Consider the following 22,169-nt stretch of genomic DNA (forward strand, 5'->3'; position numbering starts at 1 on the left):
AGTTACGAAAGAGCCCTTAAATCAATATTAATTTAAGGGCTCTTTTTACGTTTTTTTAACTTAGACTACATTAACCATTAACAAGCATGAAAATATTTTTTCAACACTTCTAAACAGCGAGTAATCTTTGCAGGTTGCTGTTCACGGTTTAAGGTGACTGCATATAATACAAAGCTCGGTAATTGATAGCCGGTTAATACTTCGACCAAATCACCGCTTTCTAACTCTTTTCTAACATCCATCTCCATCATCCTAACCAAACCATGACCCTCTTTAGCCAAGGTAGTAGCCATAAAGACATTATTAGTATGGATACGGGATTTCATCTTTGTACGTGTTTTCTTACCTGTTTCAGTCTGGGTAAGATCGACTTGATTAGAATCTTTCATGATATCAATACAAATCAGCTGATGTTCAGCGAGATCTTTGGGGCTCGTAAGCTTTTTATGCTGACGCAGATACTGGGGTGAAGCAATAAGCACTTGTCGCACATCTGTCAGCGGATGGCTACTCAACGTAGAGTCATTAATCGTTGGACTCATACGTATCGCAATATCAATACGCTCATCAATCATATCGATATAATGATTGTCTGCCAGATAAGTAATACTTAAGTCATCGTGCGCAGCCATCCATGTAGATAAAGCTGGCAAAATATGATTTACGCCAAGTTCTGGTGTAGTAGCAATACGCAAACTACCCGCTAACTCATCGCGCAACTGATTGACTTTAATTCTACCTTGCTCTGCAGCACTAACCACATCTCTTGCTGCTTCATAAAAACTTTCACCAGCTTCGGTCAAGCTTAGCTTACGAGTAGAGCGATGCAATAACACCACACCTAACTCATTTTCTAATGACCGAATTTGCTGACTAACTGCGCTAGTTGTGATACCAAGCTCACGAGCTGATCCACTAAAAGAGCCATGTCCGACCACACTGGCAAACACGGCCATACCGCGTAAATTATCTAACATACTCTCACCTGATAAATTTTCTAATTTTTAATATAACTTAATCAGTATAGCTGATTTTATATATTTTTCATATTACCATACGTCAGTATGATTAATTATTGGTATATAAAAATATCAACAACATCAATATCTTGGTGTTTGACTATGATAATTTGTTGTTAGACAATATTACTCAACTGTTGCTTTAATCATTGAAATTTTCAAAAAAAAATTTAGTTGACTGTTTAATATAAATTAACATTCTACTCGATAGATAATTTAAGCATATATATGAAAGTTAAACATGAACATCGAGTATGTTTAAAATATTAATGTCTAATAATTGAGTAAAAAATAACATATCAAATCAGCATATCATGCTGATAAAATTATTTACTGAAAAATATATGTTGGATGTTAGATCAGCTTAACTTTACCCATTTTTCCTTCACCACGAGACAATAAATACTGCATGACAGGCGACTCAAGTAGCATGGTTTCCGCAACTGAGGTCGCTTGCTCAACCCGTTGGCGCTGACGACGTTCAGGCGTTTTATTCTCATCCTGCATCACACTATTGTCTACCTGTAAGCTGATATCCGCCTCTGGGAATTGTTGCTGGAGCTTGGTAGCCAGCTCTTGAAAAGTTGCTTGTAAATGCTTGCTATCGACACCGGTCACAAATATTGCTTCGCCATTGCAACTACCTGTCATCATACCTTGACGAGCAAGTGCCAGCTCATCTTGAGCAAGATTGCCAGCCTCACGAGCTTCTTGTAACCAATAGTCCCACTTCTCTGGCGTCCATTCTCCCATGAGCTCTTGCACTGGACAACGTAGTAAAGTACGTGGGTCATCAGATTGTGAGATTAACTGAGAATCATTTCGACTCGGCTCAGCAATTGGTTCAGGCTCAGCAATTGGTTCAGGCTCAGCAATTGGTTCAGGCTCAGCAATTGGTTCAGGCTCAGCAATTGGTTCAGGCTCAGCAATTGGTTCAGGCTCAGCAATTGGTTCAGGCTCAGCAATTGGTTCAGGCTCAGCAATTGGTTCAGGCTCAGCAATTGGTTCAGGCTCTACGCTATCGTTAATTGATGACTCATAAGCTTGAGGCAAGTTAGAAAAATTATCTATAACAATATTAGTATCAGCCATTTTGATAGACTGATTAATATTGGCTGTATCTGTTGCAAATGCACTTTCTGAGAAGTGAGCTTCATTGCCCGTCATCTTATTAGCACTTTGCTCAACACTATTATTAACTTCTTCATTAATAGCAACTTGCTCATGAACATTACTGACATTATCAAGATTATAAGGTTGCGGTTCGTGCAATGATGCAACATGACCTATAGGTTCTGATATATCTGTTGAGCCAGTTGACTCAATAGAATGAGACTTTAAGACTTCATCAACAGGTAATGGGCGAAACGCTAATAGACGTAAGATACACATTTCAAGTGCTTGCATTGGCGTACTAGCAAGCTTGATACCTTCGCGTGCTTGTACTACGATTTCATAATACAACTGCAAAACATCAGGACTAATATGTTGGGCAAGTGCATTAATATCTTGTGCTTGCGCTTCATTTACATTTAAAGCAACTTCCGGTAATAGCTGCGTCAAGGCTAATTGATGCAATAGTTCAGCGAGTCCATCAAACATGCTAGTGGCATCGACCATTTGCGCGCGCATCTGCTCAATATGAGCGGCAACTGCAGACTTATCATGGTTGTAAATATCAGTAATCAAGCTTACCAAATCAGCGGCATCGATTAAGCCAAGCATAGCATTAACTGTAACATCATCAAGCGCACCTTGACCAAAGGCAATCGCCTGATCGGTAAGAGACAGCGCATCACGTACGGAGCCTTTTGCAGCACTTGCCAGCTGCCAAAGTGCAGGCTGCGTATAGGCAACTTGTTCTTGAGTCAAAACGTTTGCTAAATGCTCACTAAGCAATGTCTGCGGCAAAGGACGCAGCACAAACTGTAAACAGCGCGAGATAATAGTAATCGGCAGTTTTTGCGGATCGGTGGTCGCAAGTAGAAACTTAACGTGCTCAGGCGGCTCTTCTAAGGTTTTGAGTAGCGCATTAAAGCTGTGCGTAGACAGCATATGCACTTCATCAATAAGGTACACTTTATAGCGGCCTTGGCTTGGCGCATAAGGAACATTATCAAGTAGCTCACGTGTGTCTTCAACTTTGGTACGCGAGGCTGCATCAATCTCAATTAGATCGATAAAACGACCTTGATCGATGGCGACACAATTATCACAAACACCGCAAGGCGTACTGGTCACGCCAGTATCACAGTTCAAACACTTAGACAAAATACGAGCAATCGTGGTTTTACCAACGCCACGTGTCCCAGTAAACAGATAAGCATGATGCAGACGATTATAATCAATCGCGTTAATCAACGCTTGCGAGACGTGCGTTTGCCCAATTAACTCATGGAAGTTTTTGGGGCGGTATTTACGCGCTAGAACTTGATATTGCTGCGACATAGCTATCCATTGTGCCAAGTGGTTAGAATTCTTATTTTGAGTATGCTTTTTTGAGTGCTTATTATAGCAAAAAGCCAGCGCATTCGTCTGGCTTCTTGCTGGTTCAAAAATGACTTAACGTCCGCTCAATAATCAATTGTAACTAAAAATTGATTAAAGAGCGATTGATCACTAGTCGTTTTTGCGGCGCATATGTGGAAATAAAATCACATCACGGATGCTGGCAGAGTCAGTGAATAGCATGACTAAACGATCGATACCGATACCCTCGCCTGCCGTTGGTGGTAAACCGTAAGACAAGGCTTCAATATACTCTTCATCAAAATGCATCGCTTCTACATCGCCAGCGTCCTTTTCAGCGACTTGACCACGGAAACGTTCTGCCTGATCAGCAGGATCATTAAGCTCACTAAAGCCATTAGCCAATTCACGACCACCAATAAATAGCTCAAAACGATCGGTAATTTCAGGATTATCATCGTTGCGACGTGCTAACGGTGAAGTCTCAGCAGGATATTCAGTAATAAAGGTTGGCTGACGTAATTGATGCTCAGCCGTCTCTTCGAAGATAATAGTAATTAGTTTACCAATACCAAAGACGTCTTTTACTGGTTGCTTAAGCGTGTTCGCCACATAATCCGCTAAGTAATCACGGTCATTAATACGCGACATATCAAAACCTTCAGCATATTGCGCAATAGCATCTGACATTGATAGACGTGCAAATGGCGCTTGTAGACTGATACTTTCTTCTTGATAAGTAATTTCAGTAGTGCCTAAAATGTCCATCGCCAGCTTATTAAATAGACGCTCGGTTAAATCCATCAAATCATGATAATCAGCATAGGCCTGATAAAACTCAATCATGGTGAATTCAGGATTATGGCGCGTGGATACACCTTCGTTACGGAAGCTGCGGTTAATCTCAAATACTTTTTCAAAACCACCAACGACCAAGCGTTTTAGGTAAAGCTCAGGAGCGATACGTAGATACAACGGCATATCTAGCGCATTGTGATGCGTCACAAATGGACGCGCAACGGCACCACCTGGGATAGGATGCATCATCGGCGTCTCGACTTCCATGAAGCGCTCATTCAACATAAACTGACGAATGCCGCTGATCACTTGACTGCGAATCACAAACGTATCACGAGTCGTCTCATTGGTCATCAAATCAAGATGACGATTGCGATAACGCGCTTCTATGTCAGCTAAGCCATGAAACTTATTTGGCATTGGGCGTAGTGATTTGGTCAGTAAATTAAACTCTTCAATATGCACATATAAATCGCCTTTACCTGAGCGACCAATATAGCCTGATACGCCAACGATATCGCCTAAGTCTAACGACTTGATGCTCGCGAGCGTCTCTGTATCCAACTCTTTACGTGCTACATATAACTGAATACGACCAGTCATATCTTGAATGACAATAAATGCCCCGCGGTTCAGCATGACGCGCCCAGCCACATTGACCTGTGTTTTTTCACCTTTAGCAGCGTTATCTTCAATCTCTTGCTTTGATACGCCTTCAAAGGCTGCTTGCAAGTCTTGCGCATAATCAGTGCGTTTAAACTGATTTGGATAAGGCTGTTTACCTGAAGCGCTAATATCATCTAGCTTAGCTTGTAGCTGAAGGATAAGCTCATTCGCTTCTTCTAAAGTTGGGGCTTGGTCTTGGTTTGGGTTGTTGGGCTTTGACATAACACTCTCAAAATTGTTGGATAATTAAATGCACACATTAAAATAATAAATTTATCTTGATGACGAGCTGCTGATTATCATGATAATGGCTGGTAGATTTATTTTACTAGCTACTTATTTTCTTACTCACCGCCGATACTGGCCATCAAGTCCGCTTGATGCTCACGTAATAGTGAGTCTAGAATCTCATCCAAATCACCTTCCATAATTGAATCAAGCTTATATAAAGTCAGATTGATACGATGGTCAGTCATACGCCCTTGCGGAAAGTTATAGGTACGGATACGCTCTGAGCGATCACCACTACCGACTAAGTCACGACGGATAGAATCTGCTACATCGACTTGCGCTTGAACTTTAGCTTGTTGAATTTTAGAAATCAGCATTTTCATAGCATGAGCACGGTTTTTATGCTGACTGCGTTCTTGCTGACACTCTACCACGGTACCGGTAGGAATGTGAGTTAAGCGTACGGCTGAGTCAGTAGTGTTAACGTGCTGACCACCTGCGCCACTGGAGCGAAACGTATCCATTTTTAGATCTGCAGGATTGATATCAACGCTGTCATCGATTTCAACTTCTGGCATTACTGCAACGGTACAAGCTGAGGTATGTACACGGCCTTGACTTTCAGTCTCGGGTACACGCTGCACACGGTGAGCGCCTGATTCAAACTTTAGACGACCATATACACTGTTGCCTGACACACGACTGATAATTTCTTTATAGCCGCCATGCTCACCTTCATTAGCTGACAGCACTTCCACCGTCCAGCCTTGAGTTTGCGCGTACTTTTGGTACATGCGGAACAAATCACCAGAGAATATTGCCGCTTCATCACCGCCTGTACCCGCTCGAATCTCTAGAAATGCTGGTACTTTATCATTGGGATCTTTTGGCAGCATCATGACGTTGAGCGCCTCTTCCATCTCTACGATGGTATTTCGGGCGTTATCAATCTCATCCTGCATCATCTCTTTCATTTCAGGGTCTGAGGCGTCCGCTAGCATACTTTCCGCATCAGCTTGATCGGCTTCTGCACGGCCATAATTCAACCACAAAGTAGTGATTTCCATCAAGTCACTGTGTTCAACCGACAGCTCACGGAATTTATTATTATCGCTGATAACACCAGGATCGGACAATAAAGCGGTAACCTCTTCATAGCGGTCTACCATCTGGTCTAAGCGCAAGCGCAAGGATTCTTTCATAAAAGGGCTTTTTCAAATGAGGGAAATAAGATGGCGATTATAGCAAATTTTTGCAGTGAAATTAAAACCACTGCGTAAACTTAAGCTTTATACCGATAAATAGCGCTAAATTTGCCCAAAATATAAATTTTAAACCATAAAAAATAGCCAAGATTGCTCTTGGCTATTTTATTTACTATAAGATTTGACAGTCAAAAAAGACTGTTTTTAAACCTTACGTACTATTACCGAACCAATAGAATAACCTGCCCCAAACGAGCAAATCACGCCTAAATCGCCAGATTTCAAATCATCTTTATGACGGTGAAAGACCACCATCGGGCTTGATGAGCTAGTATTAGCAAATTCAGCGATAACGCTTGGTACGATAGCTTTATCCGCCTCTTTGCCCATTACCGTACGCAAGATAAGATCGAGCATATTAGCATTGGCTTGGTGTAGCCACATCATTTTGACTTCACTTGGCTCAAAATCATTCTCTTGTAGATGCTGGAGTATAATTTCCGAGACTTTCGGGCAGACTTCACGAAATACCTTGCGACCATTTTGTAAGAACAGCTTATCCGTTACTGGCTCTTTGATATCAGGGTACATTTGCGTTTCAGCCGCCAAGAACTCTGAGCGATCCATAAAGCCGTATTCGTTTTTGATATTAGTTGAGAATTCAGTAAATAGTTTACTGCTTAAAATCTCATAGCCTTTAGGCGTGTCCAATTCTTCTACAATACAAGCAGTTGCGACATCACCAAAAATAAAGTGACTGTCACGGTTGCGCCAGTTTAAATGTGCAGAGGTAATCTCAACGTTAACCACAGCGACACGTTTAGCGAGACCAGATGCAATAGAACCATGTGCTTGTGATAGTCCGAAAGTCGCGGCACTACAGGCAACGTTCATGTCATAAGCATAGCCGCCAACCATCCCAATCTCTTTTTGAATCTCGATAGCCACCGCAGGATAAGTACGCTGGAAGTTTGAGCAGGCAAGTATGATACCGTCTAAATCATTGGCTTTAAGCCCTGCATCAGCAAGCGCATCTTTGAGGGCTGCCGCACCCATTTCGGCCATAATAGACAGCTCTTCGCCCAGATTACGATAAGCGATGACTGGTGCCATGATTTCAGGATTTAAAATACCGGCTTTTTCCATCACATAACGTGATTTAATGCCCGATACTTTTTCAATGAATTCGGCTGATGAATGTTGAAGTGCAGGAATAGTGTCATTGGCTATCTCGTCAGCATGTTGCTCGTTATAATTGTCAACATACTGGTTAAATGACTCTACTAGCTCTTCATTACTGATGCTAAAGGGTGGTATATACAGGCCAGTGCCGGTGATACAAGTCGTCATGATAAGCTTCCTTGTCTACTACTATTTGGCTTATGAATAAGCGTAAAAAAAGAGAAAATAGCGCAAGTCTAATTTCGGTGAATAACTGTAAACTTAAAATCGATGTCTTTATTATGCCTGAATATTATTATTTTTCTAATACTTTGTTACAAATAATCAATTTCACGTCAATAATTGGCAAAGGCTGACGTCATCGATGCCTAGCTACTATATAATTAACCTCAATAAAAAGTATTCAATTTTGTCAAAACAATAGCTAGGGAACATAATGGAAGATCTTCTTAATTGGTTATTCGGACAGTACGCCGACTATCCTACACTCTTTATTATACTCGAAATCATTGGCGTTATATTTGGAGTGGCAAGCGTGTTACTTGCCCGCAAGCTCAGTGTACTGGTCTTCCCTATTGGCCTGGTTAGTACTGCTATTTTTGTGTATTTGCTATGGGAATGGCAGCTATTCGGCGACATGTTTATAAATGCTTATTACACCGTGATGGGCTTATATGGCTGGTTCAATTGGTCAAAAAACAAAGAAGCAGTTAGTGAGAGCAATAAAGGTGCTAGTGAAGACGAAATAAGTATTGAGCATATTCAATCAAGTGATATGCCAATCATGGCACTATTAACGGTTGGGACAGTAGCCTTTGTGGCGCTGGTTTATTATTTCCGTCCCGTGATTAACAATAACTTTAGCTTCGATGGCGCAGTACTAGGGATGCATTTATTTACTTGGGTTGATTATACCGATATGCTGACCACCGCGCTGTTCTTAATGGCCATGTGGCTGATGGCAAGCCGTAAGATAGAACATTGGCTGCTATGGATAGTCGCTGATGCTATTTCAGTTCCGTTATATTTCTATAAAGGCCTTACCTTTACCGCACTACAATACGTAGTGTTCACTCTCATCGCAGTTTGGGCATATTATGAATGGCAACGACGCTACCGCATTCAATCTCACGCAGCATACGTATAAATCGGTCATCAAGGTTGCCATCTTAGGTGCAGAAAGCACTGGTAAGACTACTTTATCTCGTGATTTGGCAGCATATTTTGGTAGCCCTTGGGTGCCAGAGTATATGCGTATTTATTTGCAGGAGAAATGGGATAACGAGCAAGTGACATGCACTTGGGACGATTTGTTACCAATTGCCCAAGGTCAAATTGATCTGGAAAATAAACTCACCCAGCAAGCGGCTCAAAACCTGCAACCTAGCCGAAACCCCAATCCCAACCCTGAAACTCAAAAATATCTATTCTGTGATACCAGTTTGTTTGAGCTAATGGTTTACTCTAATTGGTATTATGGTGACTGTCCTGATGCACTCACACAGGCAGCACTGTCACATCATTACGATTTAATACTGCTAACAGCAGTAGATATTCCTTGGGTCGCTGATGACTTGCGAGACAGTCCGTATCAACGTGATGAGATAAGCGCTTATTTCGAAAGTCAGTTAAATTGTCATGAGAAAAACTTTAAGCGAGTTGGCGGTGATAGAGGAGAACGAGTTCGTCAAGTTATAGGATGGTTAAAGGAATTAGATAGTTAATATATTAATGCTTAGGCTATTTTATTAACAATTAATTTATGTTGATAGTCATCAGTCCTGCTATCACCACACTCAAACTATCGTTTATTAGGAATTTTTTTGAAAGCTACGTTATACACGATTATTGCTCTAATAGCCTTTGCCGCAAACTCTCTGCTTTGTAGGATGGCGTTAGCTGAAGGCTATATTGATCCTTGGAATTTTACTATTATTCGCCTATTAGGTGGTGCTGTTTGCCTTGCAATAATCATGAGCGTGCATACACGCAAGCTAAAACATAAACACACTGTTAATAGTAATAATACCAATACCGCAGCTATCGCAATTTTAGAAGATCCTATTTTGCAAGACAAGGGCAGCTGGTTCAGCAGTATAAGCTTGGTGGTTTACGCGCTTTGCTTTTCGCTCGCCTATGTGGAGCTTGATACTGGCACTGGCGCGCTTATTTTATTTGCAGCGGTCCAGTTCACGATGATTGGCTGGGGCATCTACCAAAAAGAGCAATTAAGTACAGTGCAATGGGCGGCTCTTTTTATAGCCTTTACAGGTTTTGTTTACTTGATGCTGCCTTCAGCGGCAGTGCCTTCGCTTTTTGGGGCAGTGATTATGGCAATGAGCGGCATTGCATGGGGAATTTACAGTATACGCGGCAAAGCCTGTGTATCCCCTCTTCGCGCTACTGGTTTTAACTTTATCAGAAGCCTTGTCGCGCTTCCCCTATTGTTATTGATAGGAATGAGTTATCTAGCAGATGTTAGTACAGAGGGTGTCATATTAGCGGGCGTATCAGGAGCAATCACCTCTGCCGTTGGCTACAGTCTTTGGTATGTAGCGATGCCGTTGTTAAAAAGTACCCAAGCAGCTGTTGTGCAGTTCTGTGTGCCAGTACTGGCAGCAATACTAGGTGTGGTGTTTTTGTCTGAACAATTAACCCTGCGATTTATTATTGCCAGTGTGGTTATTCTAGGTGCTGTCTCGGTGTTTGTTTTAAACAAGAAAAAACCTAAACTCTCTATTCAAATAAAAACCAGTGAATAGTCGCTCGCATTAATGAAAAAAACCGTTTAGGCAATACCTTGAAACACTTTGAATACCATATTAATGGTAAACAACAACGCGAAAAAAAACGCTATATTGTAATATACTGCTTTACATCTCAAACGATAAATTCACTAACATTATTGAGGACCATAATGAAAAAATTATTAGCTGTAGCACCTTTCGCAGTATTATTATCAGCCTGTGCAACTAACGCACCAACTGTTACAACACCGACTACCAATGCTCAACAAGTCGTTCAAACATTTACTTGTGAAGACGATGGCATCATTACTGCTACTTATGCAGCGAATGGTCAAGCTGCAGACTTAAACGTTACTCTGCCTAAAGTTGGCTTGAGCAATGCAAAAATCACAATGAAACAAGCTGTATCGGGTTCTGGCGCTCGTTATGTCAACGATGTTAATCCTAAAACGACTTACGATTGGCAGACTAAAGCTGATTTTGGCATCATGACTGTAAAATCTGATAACGGTCAACAATATCAAGTTAATTGTAATATTTAATTAATAATAACAATCGTAGTTATTATAAATAGCCATTAGGAAAAGCCCGCGCAATGTATTACGCGGGCTTTTTTGCGCATTACTTATAACGTTTTGATGACACTTTTTCAACAGCGCTTTATAGCAGCTCTGTTTAATAAAGGAACGAATGCCGACGTTAAAAATATGGCGAAATTTCCTTTATTAAAAGCTGTATTTTTATTTCAAACAATGATGACATGCAACCATGTATTAACAAAGCTTATATTTCCATAAACTTTCCATCTAATCTACATATGTTCTCTCTATACCCTCTCTATGATGTTATCTAATCCATTGACAATATTAGTAGCCGTCGATTCAAACATCATTTAGAGGAATGCGCATGCAAAAAACACTGCTTAATAAACTGTATATCATCGTTGGCCTTTGCATAATCTTCGCTGTTGGTCTGACTATGTTTCGCACTGTGATCTCCGAACGACAACATTATGCAGATATCGTCGTAGCAGAAGAGATTGCCGAGCAGCACGTCAATCCGCAAGAGGTTATTACCCCATTTATCGCTATTCCGACCACTGTAACACCAGAATGCTTAATAGATTCAGAAAACGCTACTAAATGTAAGCCGTCCTATTCAGCCATTGAAACTATCTTTGCGACTCAAACGCAGGCCATAGAAAATCTTAAGGTCAGTACCGACACCTATCAGCGCGGGGTTTATCATGCTACCAGCTACGATGGTAATATAAAATTTGACCAAAACTATGCGTTAGGCCAATACGTTAAGGATTTAAACTATACACCTAGTATCGACCTTAATGCTAATGAAACCCAAGCATCGTTAAATACAGAATTGAATACTGATAAATTACAACCAAAACAGACGGTTTTTCATTGGAACGAAGCCAAGCTAATTATTCCAGTGTCAGACTTACGCGGCGTTGCCATAACACCAACGGTAACCATTAATAACAAGCAAATCAAAGCGACTTACCCGAAAACACCTATGATAAAAGGCTTAACGTACGTTGAAGTTCCTGTTCCTCAAGACATTTTAAATTCTCAAGATATGATAAAGCCATCAAATAACGGTAATTTGGTTGGGCGAAATGGAACAGGTGACATTGGTGATAACTTAGCCAGTCAAAGCTTATCCATTAGCCCTGATAACTCGCAAACTTCTAATCTAAGTAACGATGCTGCTAATGCTGTAGTTAGTAGTACTGAAACTGTCATTAGTGAAGCTGACAAAGCTAGCAAAACTGATGCGCTTAAAACTGGAATGATTAAAATTATAATCGACCTGCCTTTATCCGGCATTAGCAGCCTAAATACGGTACCGACTGGGCAAAGCTTTACGTTAGCCATGCAAAGCAACTGGCATGCACCAAATTTCATTGGAAAAGCGCTGCCAAATATGAAAAACTTTACCTCCAATGGCTTTGAAGCCAACTGGCAAAATGAATATTTGACTGTTGCCAACAATCAACGCCTATCACAATGTTTAAGCACACCTAACAATCAATGTAGCGTCATAAGTAAAGCGGGTAATCCTTTAGGTATTGATGATGTAGTATTGGTAGAAGAAGGCGCAGCAACTTCTAGGAGTGCCAATAGTACCCATCTAAACAGCTTTGGCGTAAGTTTTGCTGAGCCTAATGATGTCTATCTGCAAACTGAGCGTACCTTAAAGTATGCATTGCTATTAATATTGGTCTCGTTCGGTACTTTCTTCTTATTCGAAGTGATTAAATCTAGCCGCATCCATCCTATACAGTACTTATTGGTCGGCTGCGCCCTATTAGTCTTTTATGTCTTATTGCTGCCGTTAGCTGAGCAAATCGCCTTTTGGAAAGCTTACGCAATTGCAGCGACTGCTTGTGTCGGCCTGATCGGTTGGTACACCTACTATGTGCTCAATGGGGTAAAACGAGCCCTTATTTTTACCACGATACTAACAGGACTATACGCCGCCTTTTATCGCATCTTGACGGTAGAGGATTTAAACTTGCTGCTTGGTGCAGTATTCTGCTTCGTTGTACTCGCCAGCGTGATGGTCTTGACTCGTAAAATTGACTGGTATCAAGTCACTTAACTATCATCAAAAAATGACCAATAAATAACGATCAAAAACATTTATAAAAAATGAATAAAAAAGAGCAAAGGTAGCCTTATGTTACCTTTGCTCTTTTTCTTTTATAGATGTATTTATAGATGTTTTCTGGCAATTTTACTTTCTTCTACCAACATATTGTACGACAGCACTTAAACCTTGATGATGTTTGCCTTCTGAAATCATGCGCTGTTTTTCAACGCCAATAATTTCTTCTAGCTCAGCCAATTCTGTCTGCAAATTTTCTAGTGAATTAAAACGTTCCTTTTGCGCAGCAGGTGGTCCGCCGACGGCTTCCATATCAAGTTGCTGCTCAGTATAAGCCTCGACAATGAATATGCCATTTGGTTTTAGTGCTGGTGCAATCTGCGCATTAACGTACTGACGAACAGTTTTAGGCATATGCGCCCAAATAGAGACAATCCCATCCCACTCTCCTACCCCAAATTGATAATCGGCTAAGTCAGCTATTTGAGTGATGATTTCAACGCCCCGCTCACTAGCCAGTTTCAAGGCTTTATTTAAACCCACATCGGATAAATCCATGGCAGTCACTTGATAGCCTTGCTCAGCTAAAAATACCGCGTTCCTACCTTCGCCTTCTGCCAAACACAGTACTCGTCCACCTGCTGGTATGTGCTGGAACTGCTCTTCCAAAAAATCATTTGGTTCTGTACCAAAAGCAAAGCCTGGTTCGCTGTAGCGTTCGTTCCACATATCGTTTTCCTTTTCTATTTTATTTAGCATTCTAATTATTATAGTTATATTACCGTGGGTACAACTTCATGGAAACTGTAATTTCGAAGATAAAAATACTCACATTTATAACAGTCATAATTAATCTAGAAATAATTATGCATTGATTAACCTACGCTTGCTAAGCGTAATAGCAATGTAAGAAAAATATAATTAAAAGCATGTTATAACAGTGGAAATAAAACTTTAAATTAAGTTTTTCTTAATATAACCTACCGTACTATTAGACGAACTACATTAATATCAACTCATACTGGTTAAACGTGAGCTATTGAGTACGTAGTTTAACGTGAAATAAAAACACCTGATTTCAGAGGCATTTTTACAACCTTTCAGAATATTTATAAATTTTAGAGGAATTTATGAGTTTAAAAAATACCAGTTATAACTACGGTACTATAGCAAAATGCTTGCATTGGGGATCGGCTTTATTATTCTTAGGTGCTTATGCTAGCGTTTATTTTCGCCATTGGTTTACGGTAGATGATACGCCTATTAACTGGACGGCGCTTCAGCTACATTTATCTTTCGGTGTGAGTATTGCCGTTTTAGTGGTGCTGCGTATTATCTGGCGTATCATGAACCGTACCCCAGACGAAGAACCTGGCACTAAGATGGAACATCTCGCAGCCCATGCTGGACATTTCGCTTTATATGCGGTCTTGATCATTATGCCAGTTACAGGCTATTTAGGTTCTAAAGTGAATACGGAATTTTATTTCTTGTTTGATATTCCGATGTTTGAGAGCACTTCATTGTTCTGATCTGTCATCCGTGATGGGATGGGTATCAGCTATGAGGCATTTGAAGCACCGTTAGATTTCCTTCATAAACAAGTATTCGGTAAATGGTTGGCTTGGATGCTCGTCGTAGGACACATTTTGGCAGCTTTATATCATCACTATGTGAAAAAAGATCGGACGCTTATTAAGATGACGACTGGTGGTGAAGGATGACATTCTGATAGAGTTATGTTGATAAAGTAAAATCCACAACTTTAATTGGTCGTGGGTTTTTTATTGAGTTGTCTAAAGTTCGCGTAGGGTGCGCCTAGCGCACCGATAAGAAGTATATCGCATGAAATTGGTGCGTGAGAGACACCCTACGCGCATTTAGTTTTTAGTTGAAAGCACACTAACCACGATTGATATTTGCAAAATCATAGCTTTACAGCTAGCCGTGATTGAAGCGGTAGCTTGGTGAACTGTGGGGCATACAGCGCCTTGCACGTCAGAAAATCACAGATTTTCTCTTGCGTTGGGGCAAAGCGGTGCTTTGCTTTATCCCGCCTCAGGTCGCTCAAATGTTGGAACGCTACTGTGTTTAGGCGCTGTGCCCCATACATCATCAACTACAAGCAAAAAGCGCGATTGGCTCCAAAGACTTATAAAATATCAAAATCGGCGGGTTAAGCTTCCACTAACCCACTTCAAAATCCACTTTAAGGCCAACTCTAACGAAAGCTTCCTAGCGCAAGAGAAAATCTATGATTTTCTAGCAATGCAATTTTTTAACGCATCTCATCCCACATCTTACTTAGACGCTTCGGCGATACCGCCATACGAGTTTTCATTGGTTGGGCAAATAGCTGAATGCGATACTCCTCGACCATCCAGCGGTACTCACTGATGGCCGTATCACTAGCACGATTGCTCAATCGCTCCATGTGTAAGTCCAGTGCATAAACGCCATCGAGATCAGCTTCAAGATTGTGCTCAAGGCGTTCGATACGAATTTCCAGCGCCTCTAGATAGCGCGGATACTGCTGCCAATGGCTATAATCCATCCGGTAGACAAAGTTGGCTAGATGCAAATCCTCTAACTGGTCTTCGATATCATCGATAGATTCGCCAAATACTTCACGGTCGAGCATCAGCAGACTCTGACGAATACGTTGCCAGCGGGTATAGACGTTTTTGAGGGTTTTGATGACACTTTGACCGGTTAATAAGAAGTTGCTTAATACCACATCGAGCGTTTGGCTATATTCCTCAGGGGTAAACGGCAGCTCTTCGCTCAGTCCAACCGCGATATCATCCGCGCTCTCAGGTAGATCGGCGCTATGATCGAATAAGACATAATGCTCTTCAAGTGCCGCATCTAGTGTGGCATCGATGACGATGGTTTTTAACTTTTCCATATCACCCAGCGGTGCAAATGCCAATTTAAATATCTTATCGACTTGACTGGTCAGCTGTTTTTTCTTGGCGCCAAGCTTACCTTTGATTAATGTCAAGACCCCGATACGGTGTGCCTGCAATGCGGCATTCACATCGGTGTATTGATGAATTGACACCGCCTCACCGGCTTCATAAGCTACGAGTGCAGCAAACTGCTTCATCACCACGCCTGCGCTATGATGGTTTTTGCTAAAGGCAAAATGCTCAGGGAAATCCGTATGCGCGCCTTGCTGCTCATTCACGGCTTGTCTGGTCTCAGGAGCATGACGAATTTGTAGCGTTTGCAGATCACGACCCTTTTCGATAATGCGGTTCTTGTCATCGACCACGCAGATTTGCGGCTGCAAATAGCGATCAATGCTAGACGGATCAAACTTATCAGGCGTGACTGACATAATGCCGCGACGATTTAGCGCTTGGCAAAGCTGCTTAAGCAATCCTTGTCCGCCCTCTGGCTGTAGCTCATCAAACAAGCTATCAGCAGTGTCGGGAATCGGTACGATTTGGCGGCGGATGTCTTTGGGTAGAGATTTAAGCAATTGCAATACCAGCTCATAGCGCCAACCGGGTACGCCCCACAATAGCTCAATGGCATCTAGCTGCGGTAACGCAACGAGTGGCACTCGAATGGTCACGCCATCATCATCGCTGGCAGGGTCAAAGATATAACGTAGCGGCAGTTTTAAATCGCCCAACTGCCAGATTTCTGGGAAGTCACCTGTGGTCGGCGCTTGACTATTGAGCACGTCATCATCAGTAAAGAATAAATATTTGCTATCATTCTTCTCTACCTCTGCGCGCCAATCTTCAAAAGCTTTACGACTGGCAACATGCTCAGGAATCTTTTTATCATAGAACTGGTATAGCGTCTCTTCATCAACGAGCAAATCACGGCGACGCAATTTATCTTCAATGCGTTCAATGTCCGCAATTTTGTCCATATTGTGCTGTAAAAACGGCGCTTGGCGACCAAAGTTACCCGTGACCAGACCATCACGTATAAAGATTTCTCGTGACTCAATCAGATTGACTTGCTCATAGTTGGTCAGCTGCTTACTGATAATAATCAGCCCAAACAGACTAATCTGCGCGTAAGCTTTGACACGTCCCGTCTTCTTCGACCAATGCGGCTCAAAGTAGTGATACTTTAATAAGTTACCTGCCGCTGAAATAATCCATTCTGGTTCAATTTTGGCAACAGTACGCATAAATACTTGCGAGGTTTCGACCACTTCAAAGGCCATGACCCAAGGCGGTACTTGTTTGAACACGGTACTGGCTGGGAAGATTTTGGCCTTTTGCTGGCGAGCAGCAAGATATTCACCGCGATTTTCGGTCTTATGAGCAATCGTAGATAATAAACCTGTTAATAACGCGCGATGCAAATTGGCATATTTAACCGCTTTAAGTTCTTCATCTTCAATCGCGGTAGGGTCGCTAGTCGTATTTTCCAAAAAAGCCTTTTTATCACTCCCTTTATCTGCCTCTTTCACATCAGTCAGCTTAAGCTCAGTGACCATTTGCACCAATTGACGATGGGTTTGACTCCATTCACGTACACGCGGGAAGCTCAAATAGTTTTTCTTCGTAAACTGCTTACGCTGATTACCAGACAGCTTATTGCCATCCTCGTCTTTTTCAAACAGTGCTTTCCACAGACTTAAATAGAATAAAAAGTCAGAGTCATCTTGACGAAATTCTGCATGCTTTTGATCCGCTTGCTGACGCTTATTGGCTGGACGTTCACGCGGATCTTGCACGGCAAGGGCAGCTACAACGATAAGCATTTCTCGAATACAGTCAAAGTCAGAACCAGCAACCAGCATACGCGCCAGCCTTGGATCGATCGGCATACGTGCCATCTTTTGACCAGTAGGCGTCAGACTTAAATGATCGAGACCTTTTTTTGGTTTTGGCTTGTTGGTTTGCTTCGTAGAAGTTGCTTCATCTTTAGACGTAATCGCACCTAACTCATCGAGCAATTTATGCCCATCAGTGACCAAGCGGCTATCAGGTGGCTCAATAAAAGCGAAATCATCAACACTACCTAAGCGCAGGTTGGCCATCTGTAGAATAACTGACGCTAAGTTAGTACGTAGAATTTCAGGTTCCGTAAATTCAGGACGACCAGTGAAGTCCTCTTCACTATACAGACGAATACAAACACCTGGCGCGACACGACCGCAACGCCCTTTACGCTGATTGGCAGCGGCTTGCGAGATGGCTTCAATCGGTAAACGCTGTACGCGCGAGCGATAAGAATAACGCGAAATCCGCGCAAATCCTAAGTCAATGACATAGCGAATACCGGGTACGGTCAGCGCAGTCTCAGCAACGTTGGTGGCGATAACGATACGCCGACCGCGGCCTGAGGGTTGAAAAATACGCTGCTGCTCTTCATAAGTCTGCCGTGCAAATAGTGACAGTACTTCGGTGTGCTTGGGTCCATGACGTTCAAGCACCTCTTGGAGCTCACGAATCTCTGCTTCAGTGGCGGCAAATATTAAGATATCCGCTTGGTCAGCATGACCTTTATTTTGTGCATCGCTAAAGCATTCTTCGACTGCGGCAACCACCGCACGTGGTAGATTCTCTTCAAAGTCGTCATAGCTGTCATCATCCGAGCTGTTCACTGGTTCATCAGTGAGCGGACGGTAACGAACTTCCACTGGAAAACTACGGCCTTCAACATTAAAAATCGGTGCAGGGATGTTGCGCTTGAGCTTATTATCATAACGGCTAAAGTATTCGCTAAAACGCTTGGTATCAAGCGTTGCTGAGGTAATAATGACTTTTAAATCGGGACGTTTGGGCAGTAGCTTTTTAAGATAGCCCATAATAAAGTCAATGTTTAAGCTACGCTCATGCGCTTCATCAATAATGATGGTGTCGTATTTACTCAAAAATCGATCATGGCCCAATTCAGCCAGCAAAATACCATCAGTCATAAGCTTAACGACAGATTGCGCCGTACCTTGCTCATTAAAGCGAATTTTAAAACTGACCGTATTACCAAGCTGCTCGCCCAATTCTTCAGCGATACGGTTTGCCACACTACGGGCTGCTAGTCGCCTTGGTTGGGTATGCCCTATCTGTCCAGTAATACCGCGCCCTGCCAACATTGCCAATTTCGGCAATTGCGTTGTTTTACCAGAGCCAGTCTCCCCTGCGACGATAATGACTTGGTTATCGATAATAGCCTGAATTAAGTCATCACCACGTTGGCTAACGGGCAGATCAAGATTTAACTTAGCAGGTAAATTTTCAGGAATACTATCCATACGTGCCTGCACCGCTTGCTGTGAGCGGGTTTTAATTTTGTCATACTGCGCACGTTTTTTAGCTAGCTCATCAACTGCTTTATTATCAGAATCGCTACTGGCTTTCTTATTGTTAGCAACAGCAGCACGCGCCAGCTCACGCTCTAAGCGACTTAAATAGTAACTGTCTTTTGCCAGCACTGGTAAATCAGTAGCAATATCAGCTTGAAAAGACGCTTTATCACTGTTTACTGTAATATTTGAATTTTCGTTATTTAAGCTTATAGAGTTATTTGTTTCGCTAGCTGTGTTTTCAATAAGGATTTCTGAGACACTCTTAGAAGTATGGGGCATATTTACTTAGGCTATTTATTATTTGAAAGTAGTTAGATTATGGAGGTAGTTTGGGTGTGATTCAAGTTGGTTGTAGTGTTTGCTTCGCAACTGCAAAGTCTTTTACCTATTTTCAAAACGCTTATTCAGAAATTCTTCAAGCTCATCAGTCATATCATTAAATTTAATCAGCAATGCCTGTTTGAGAATCATCCAATACGGCTTAAAACTATAAAAACAGCTAGATAGCCAACTCAATCACTACTAGTATAAACAGTCTGTTGACTAGTAGCAGCTCCCGTAAAGAAAGTCTGCAATTTTTGCAGTGGCACTCTAGGAAAAGGTAGGTGTAGCGACAGTATTAACCTCTCAAACGCTACTATCTCATCAACCAATGCCTTCGCAATGTCAGGTTGAATCTGTGAATTTTCATAAAGATTATCAATCAACCAAGTTAATTGCGGAAAATTGGCATTATTATGAACCTGATAAAGGGTGGGCAATAGATCATCAGAAATTTGGCCACGCGTTTTGCGAATCATGCCGTTTTTGTAGTACATATTTAGAGCCATACTAGAGTAACTTCCTTAAGTTTTTAACACTGAGATAACCAACGTACTCTTTATCATCTTCAGCATTTGCAAGCTCATGGTTATCATGAGTAATAGGTTCAATTAAAATCTGTACGTTTGAGACAAGGTCGTTGACGTTATAAATATCATCAATATCTACCTCAAACTTATCATCGATATGCGAGGCTGCGTTGAAAGGTGAGTCTTTATCTTTGTAAGTGAACTGTTTGTAAAATTCACTTTGTTTTGCTTGTTTAATGGCATCCGTCTGATTGGTAGCAACGATAAGTAGCTTGTGATGAAATTCCTCAAAACTGCCCTGCTGATAGCCGCCTAAATTGATAAAGAACAATTTTAAACCGTTGGCATTCTCTATTTGGCTGCTTGATTTGACCAATTTGATACTATAATTATCAACCTTGCTAATAGCTCGATACGAATCAATATGCCATTTATTTTTTACTTCTGGCCAATGGCTGTTGATGTCTGCTATCAACTCGCTGACTTGGTTAGCAACTCCAAAGAAAATATCATGCTGCTCAATTACCCGACCCTTAGGGCGAGCGCCTAGTTGAATCATGAATAATGTTAGCATAGAGAACTGCCTTATAGATGAACAACTTTGTAGGTAAAATAATTTTTGAAAAGAATAAACGTTAAGTTGCTTTAAATTTAAGATGACCCCGATTTATAACGACTCACCCCAGCAATAATCGTCTCCTCAATTACCCTATCATCGCCGAGCATCATCAATACAAATAGTTGTTCTTCAAGTGTTTTAGTCTGCGCCATACGTCTCTCCAACAAAGGCGTTCCTGCCATATCTATCACGACAAAATCAGCTTCCTTATTAGGCATAAAGTTACCGATTTTATCATCTAGCATCAGCGACTGCGCATTGCCCAAGGTAATTTGATATAACCCTTGATGAGCGGACAGTTGGTTGTTCTGTAGCTGCTGAACTTTATAGGCTTCTGACAAGGTGACGAGCATCGATAAACTGGTTCCCGCCCCTACATCAGTGGCAATACTGACGCCGGTATAGCTTAATGTTTTAGGCAAATCAAATAATCCACTACCTAAAAATAGGTTGGACGTTGGACAGTGCGCTATTTGCGTACCAGTTGCGCGTAGCCTTTCGTATTCTGGAGTCTCCAGATAGATACCATGTGCCAAAGTGGTGTATCGACCGAGCAGTCCCATATCCTCGTAAACATCTAAGTAGCCTTTATGTTTGGGATAGAGCTTACGTACAAAAGCAACCTCATCACGGTTTTCTGCCAGATGTGTTTGTAGATAAACATTATCATAGCTGGCATAGAGCTCGCCTGCTAATTGCAGCTGTGTTGGCGTTGAAGTAATAGCAAACCTTGGGGTAATCGCCACATGTTGGCGTCCACGACCATGCCAATTATTAATAATGTCTTGCGTGTCTCGAATGCTCTGTTCAGCAGGCACACACAGATGCTCAGGGGCGTTTTGATCCATCAACACATTACCCGTAATCATGCGAGTATTAAGCCTGTGGCTTTCAGTAAAAAAGGCTTCTGCGGACTGAGGATGACTAGTAGAAAACACCATGGCACTGGTCGTGCCATTGGCGAGCAACTGATTTAAAAAGAATTGCGCGGTATCATGGGCAACCTTTGGATCACCAAAATTGGCTTCAGTGACAAAAGTATAATTATTAAGCCAGTCAAGTAGCTGCTCACCGTAAGCCGCAATCATATCTATCTGCGGATAGTGCACGTGGGTATCGATGAAACCCGGCATAATCAGCTTATCTCGATAGTCATGGATTTTTACTGGTTCTTGACCATTAGTTTGAGCATAACTTGCTAACATTGCCTCGCTACTACCATAGTCTACAATGCAGCCTGTTACATCATCGACAACCAACGCACCATTAGCAATATACTCAGGATAGACGTTCACGCCCGCAATAACTGGTAATAGCGTTATGCTTTTATCAATGGTTGCTGTATTTGGATAATTAGAAGATGTTGAGTTGGGTTTTTCAGCATGCGCACGCTCAGCCACTTGATTCAGATCATCTTCGGTAAGATAGTGCAGGAGCTGCGCTTGATAAATGTGTAGAGCCATTGGTAAATCTC

General features: G+C 41.8%; 15 protein-coding genes and 1 pseudogene. 6 read left to right on the forward strand and 10 right to left on the reverse strand.

The annotated features are described in order from the left end of the window. Positions 1–77 precede the first annotated feature (77 nt). The 5 genes from AK825_RS07595 to AK825_RS07615 all read right to left on the reverse strand — a co-directional run bounded on the left by AK825_RS07595 (position 78) and on the right by AK825_RS07615 (position 7,738). Positions 78–977, reverse strand: a complete 900-nt coding sequence (locus tag AK825_RS07595) for a LysR family transcriptional regulator (protein ID WP_068035957.1) — start codon at positions 975–977, stop codon at positions 78–80. 396 nt (positions 978–1,373) lie between these two features. Further along, a complete protein-coding gene (gene dnaX / locus AK825_RS07600; protein ID WP_068035958.1) occupies positions 1,374–3,467 on the reverse strand; it encodes a DNA polymerase III subunit gamma/tau in 2,094 nt (697 codons plus the stop codon). Between the two features lie 171 nt (positions 3,468–3,638). Further along, entirely contained in the window at positions 3,639–5,174 is a 1,536-nt protein-coding gene (gene lysS / locus AK825_RS07605) for a lysine--tRNA ligase (RefSeq protein WP_068035960.1), read from the reverse strand. Between the two features lie 122 nt (positions 5,175–5,296). Further along, the gene (gene prfA, locus AK825_RS07610; RefSeq protein ID WP_068035963.1) at positions 5,297–6,385 is read right to left on the reverse strand and encodes a peptide chain release factor 1; all 1,089 of its coding nucleotides are present in this window, start codon (positions 6,383–6,385) and stop codon (positions 5,297–5,299) included. Positions 6,386–6,592: 207 nt separating this feature from the next. Next, positions 6,593–7,738, reverse strand: coding sequence for a beta-ketoacyl-ACP synthase III (locus AK825_RS07615; protein WP_068035965.1), 1,146 nt, complete (start codon positions 7,736–7,738; stop codon positions 6,593–6,595). A gap of 268 nt (positions 7,739–8,006) precedes the next feature. Here AK825_RS07615 and pnuC point away from each other — a divergent pair, with 268 nt between their 5' ends. The 5 genes from pnuC to creD all read left to right on the forward strand — a co-directional run bounded on the left by pnuC (position 8,007) and on the right by creD (position 12,936). Continuing rightward, positions 8,007–8,717, forward strand: a complete 711-nt coding sequence (pnuC, locus tag AK825_RS07620) for a nicotinamide riboside transporter PnuC (protein WP_068035967.1) — start codon at positions 8,007–8,009, stop codon at positions 8,715–8,717. Next, positions 8,668–9,294, forward strand: coding sequence for an ATP-binding protein (locus AK825_RS07625; protein WP_068035969.1), 627 nt, complete (start codon positions 8,668–8,670; stop codon positions 9,292–9,294). The genes pnuC and AK825_RS07625 overlap by 50 nt, the downstream gene beginning before the upstream one ends. Positions 9,295–9,393: 99 nt before the next feature. After that, entirely contained in the window at positions 9,394–10,332 is a 939-nt protein-coding gene (locus AK825_RS07630) for a DMT family transporter (RefSeq protein WP_068035971.1), read from the forward strand. 155 nt (positions 10,333–10,487) lie between these two features. Beyond that, the gene (locus AK825_RS07635; protein WP_068035973.1) at positions 10,488–10,859 is read left to right on the forward strand and encodes an MliC family protein; all 372 of its coding nucleotides are present in this window, start codon (positions 10,488–10,490) and stop codon (positions 10,857–10,859) included. A 364-nt stretch (positions 10,860–11,223) separates the two neighbouring features. Beyond that, on the forward strand, positions 11,224–12,936 hold the full coding sequence (gene creD / locus AK825_RS07640) for a cell envelope integrity protein CreD (protein WP_068035975.1): 1,713 nt from the start codon (positions 11,224–11,226) through the stop codon (positions 12,934–12,936). A gap of 135 nt (positions 12,937–13,071) precedes the next feature. On the opposite strand, the gene AK825_RS07645 is transcribed toward creD, so the two are convergent. Further along, positions 13,072–13,671, reverse strand: coding sequence for a class I SAM-dependent methyltransferase (locus AK825_RS07645; RefSeq protein ID WP_068035978.1), 600 nt, complete (start codon positions 13,669–13,671; stop codon positions 13,072–13,074). 401 nt (positions 13,672–14,072) lie between these two features. Between AK825_RS07645 and AK825_RS07650 the strand changes: the two are divergent. Continuing rightward, positions 14,073–14,666, forward strand: a pseudogene (locus AK825_RS07650) (cytochrome b). Between the two features lie 554 nt (positions 14,667–15,220). Here the strand turns inward: AK825_RS07650 and hrpA are convergent. The 4 genes from hrpA to guaD all read right to left on the reverse strand — a co-directional run bounded on the left by hrpA (position 15,221) and on the right by guaD (position 22,158). Continuing rightward, entirely contained in the window at positions 15,221–19,504 is a 4,284-nt protein-coding gene (gene hrpA / locus AK825_RS07655; protein WP_227514034.1) for an ATP-dependent RNA helicase HrpA, read from the reverse strand. Positions 19,505–19,737: 233 nt separating this feature from the next. Further along, a complete protein-coding gene (locus tag AK825_RS07660) occupies positions 19,738–20,055 on the reverse strand; it encodes a hypothetical protein (protein WP_068035980.1) in 318 nt (105 codons plus the stop codon). 1 nt (position 20,056) lies between these two features. Further along, positions 20,057–20,650 (reverse strand): DUF1543 domain-containing protein, encoded by a 594-nt coding sequence (locus AK825_RS07665; protein WP_068035982.1) that lies wholly within the window; start codon positions 20,648–20,650, stop codon positions 20,057–20,059. Between the two features lie 77 nt (positions 20,651–20,727). Then, a complete protein-coding gene (guaD, locus tag AK825_RS07670) occupies positions 20,728–22,158 on the reverse strand; it encodes a guanine deaminase (protein WP_082787205.1) in 1,431 nt (476 codons plus the stop codon). Positions 22,159–22,169: the final 11 nt, after the last annotated feature.

The organism is Psychrobacter sp. P11G5, assembly GCF_001593305.1.
Taxonomy (GTDB): domain Bacteria; phylum Pseudomonadota; class Gammaproteobacteria; order Pseudomonadales; family Moraxellaceae; genus Psychrobacter.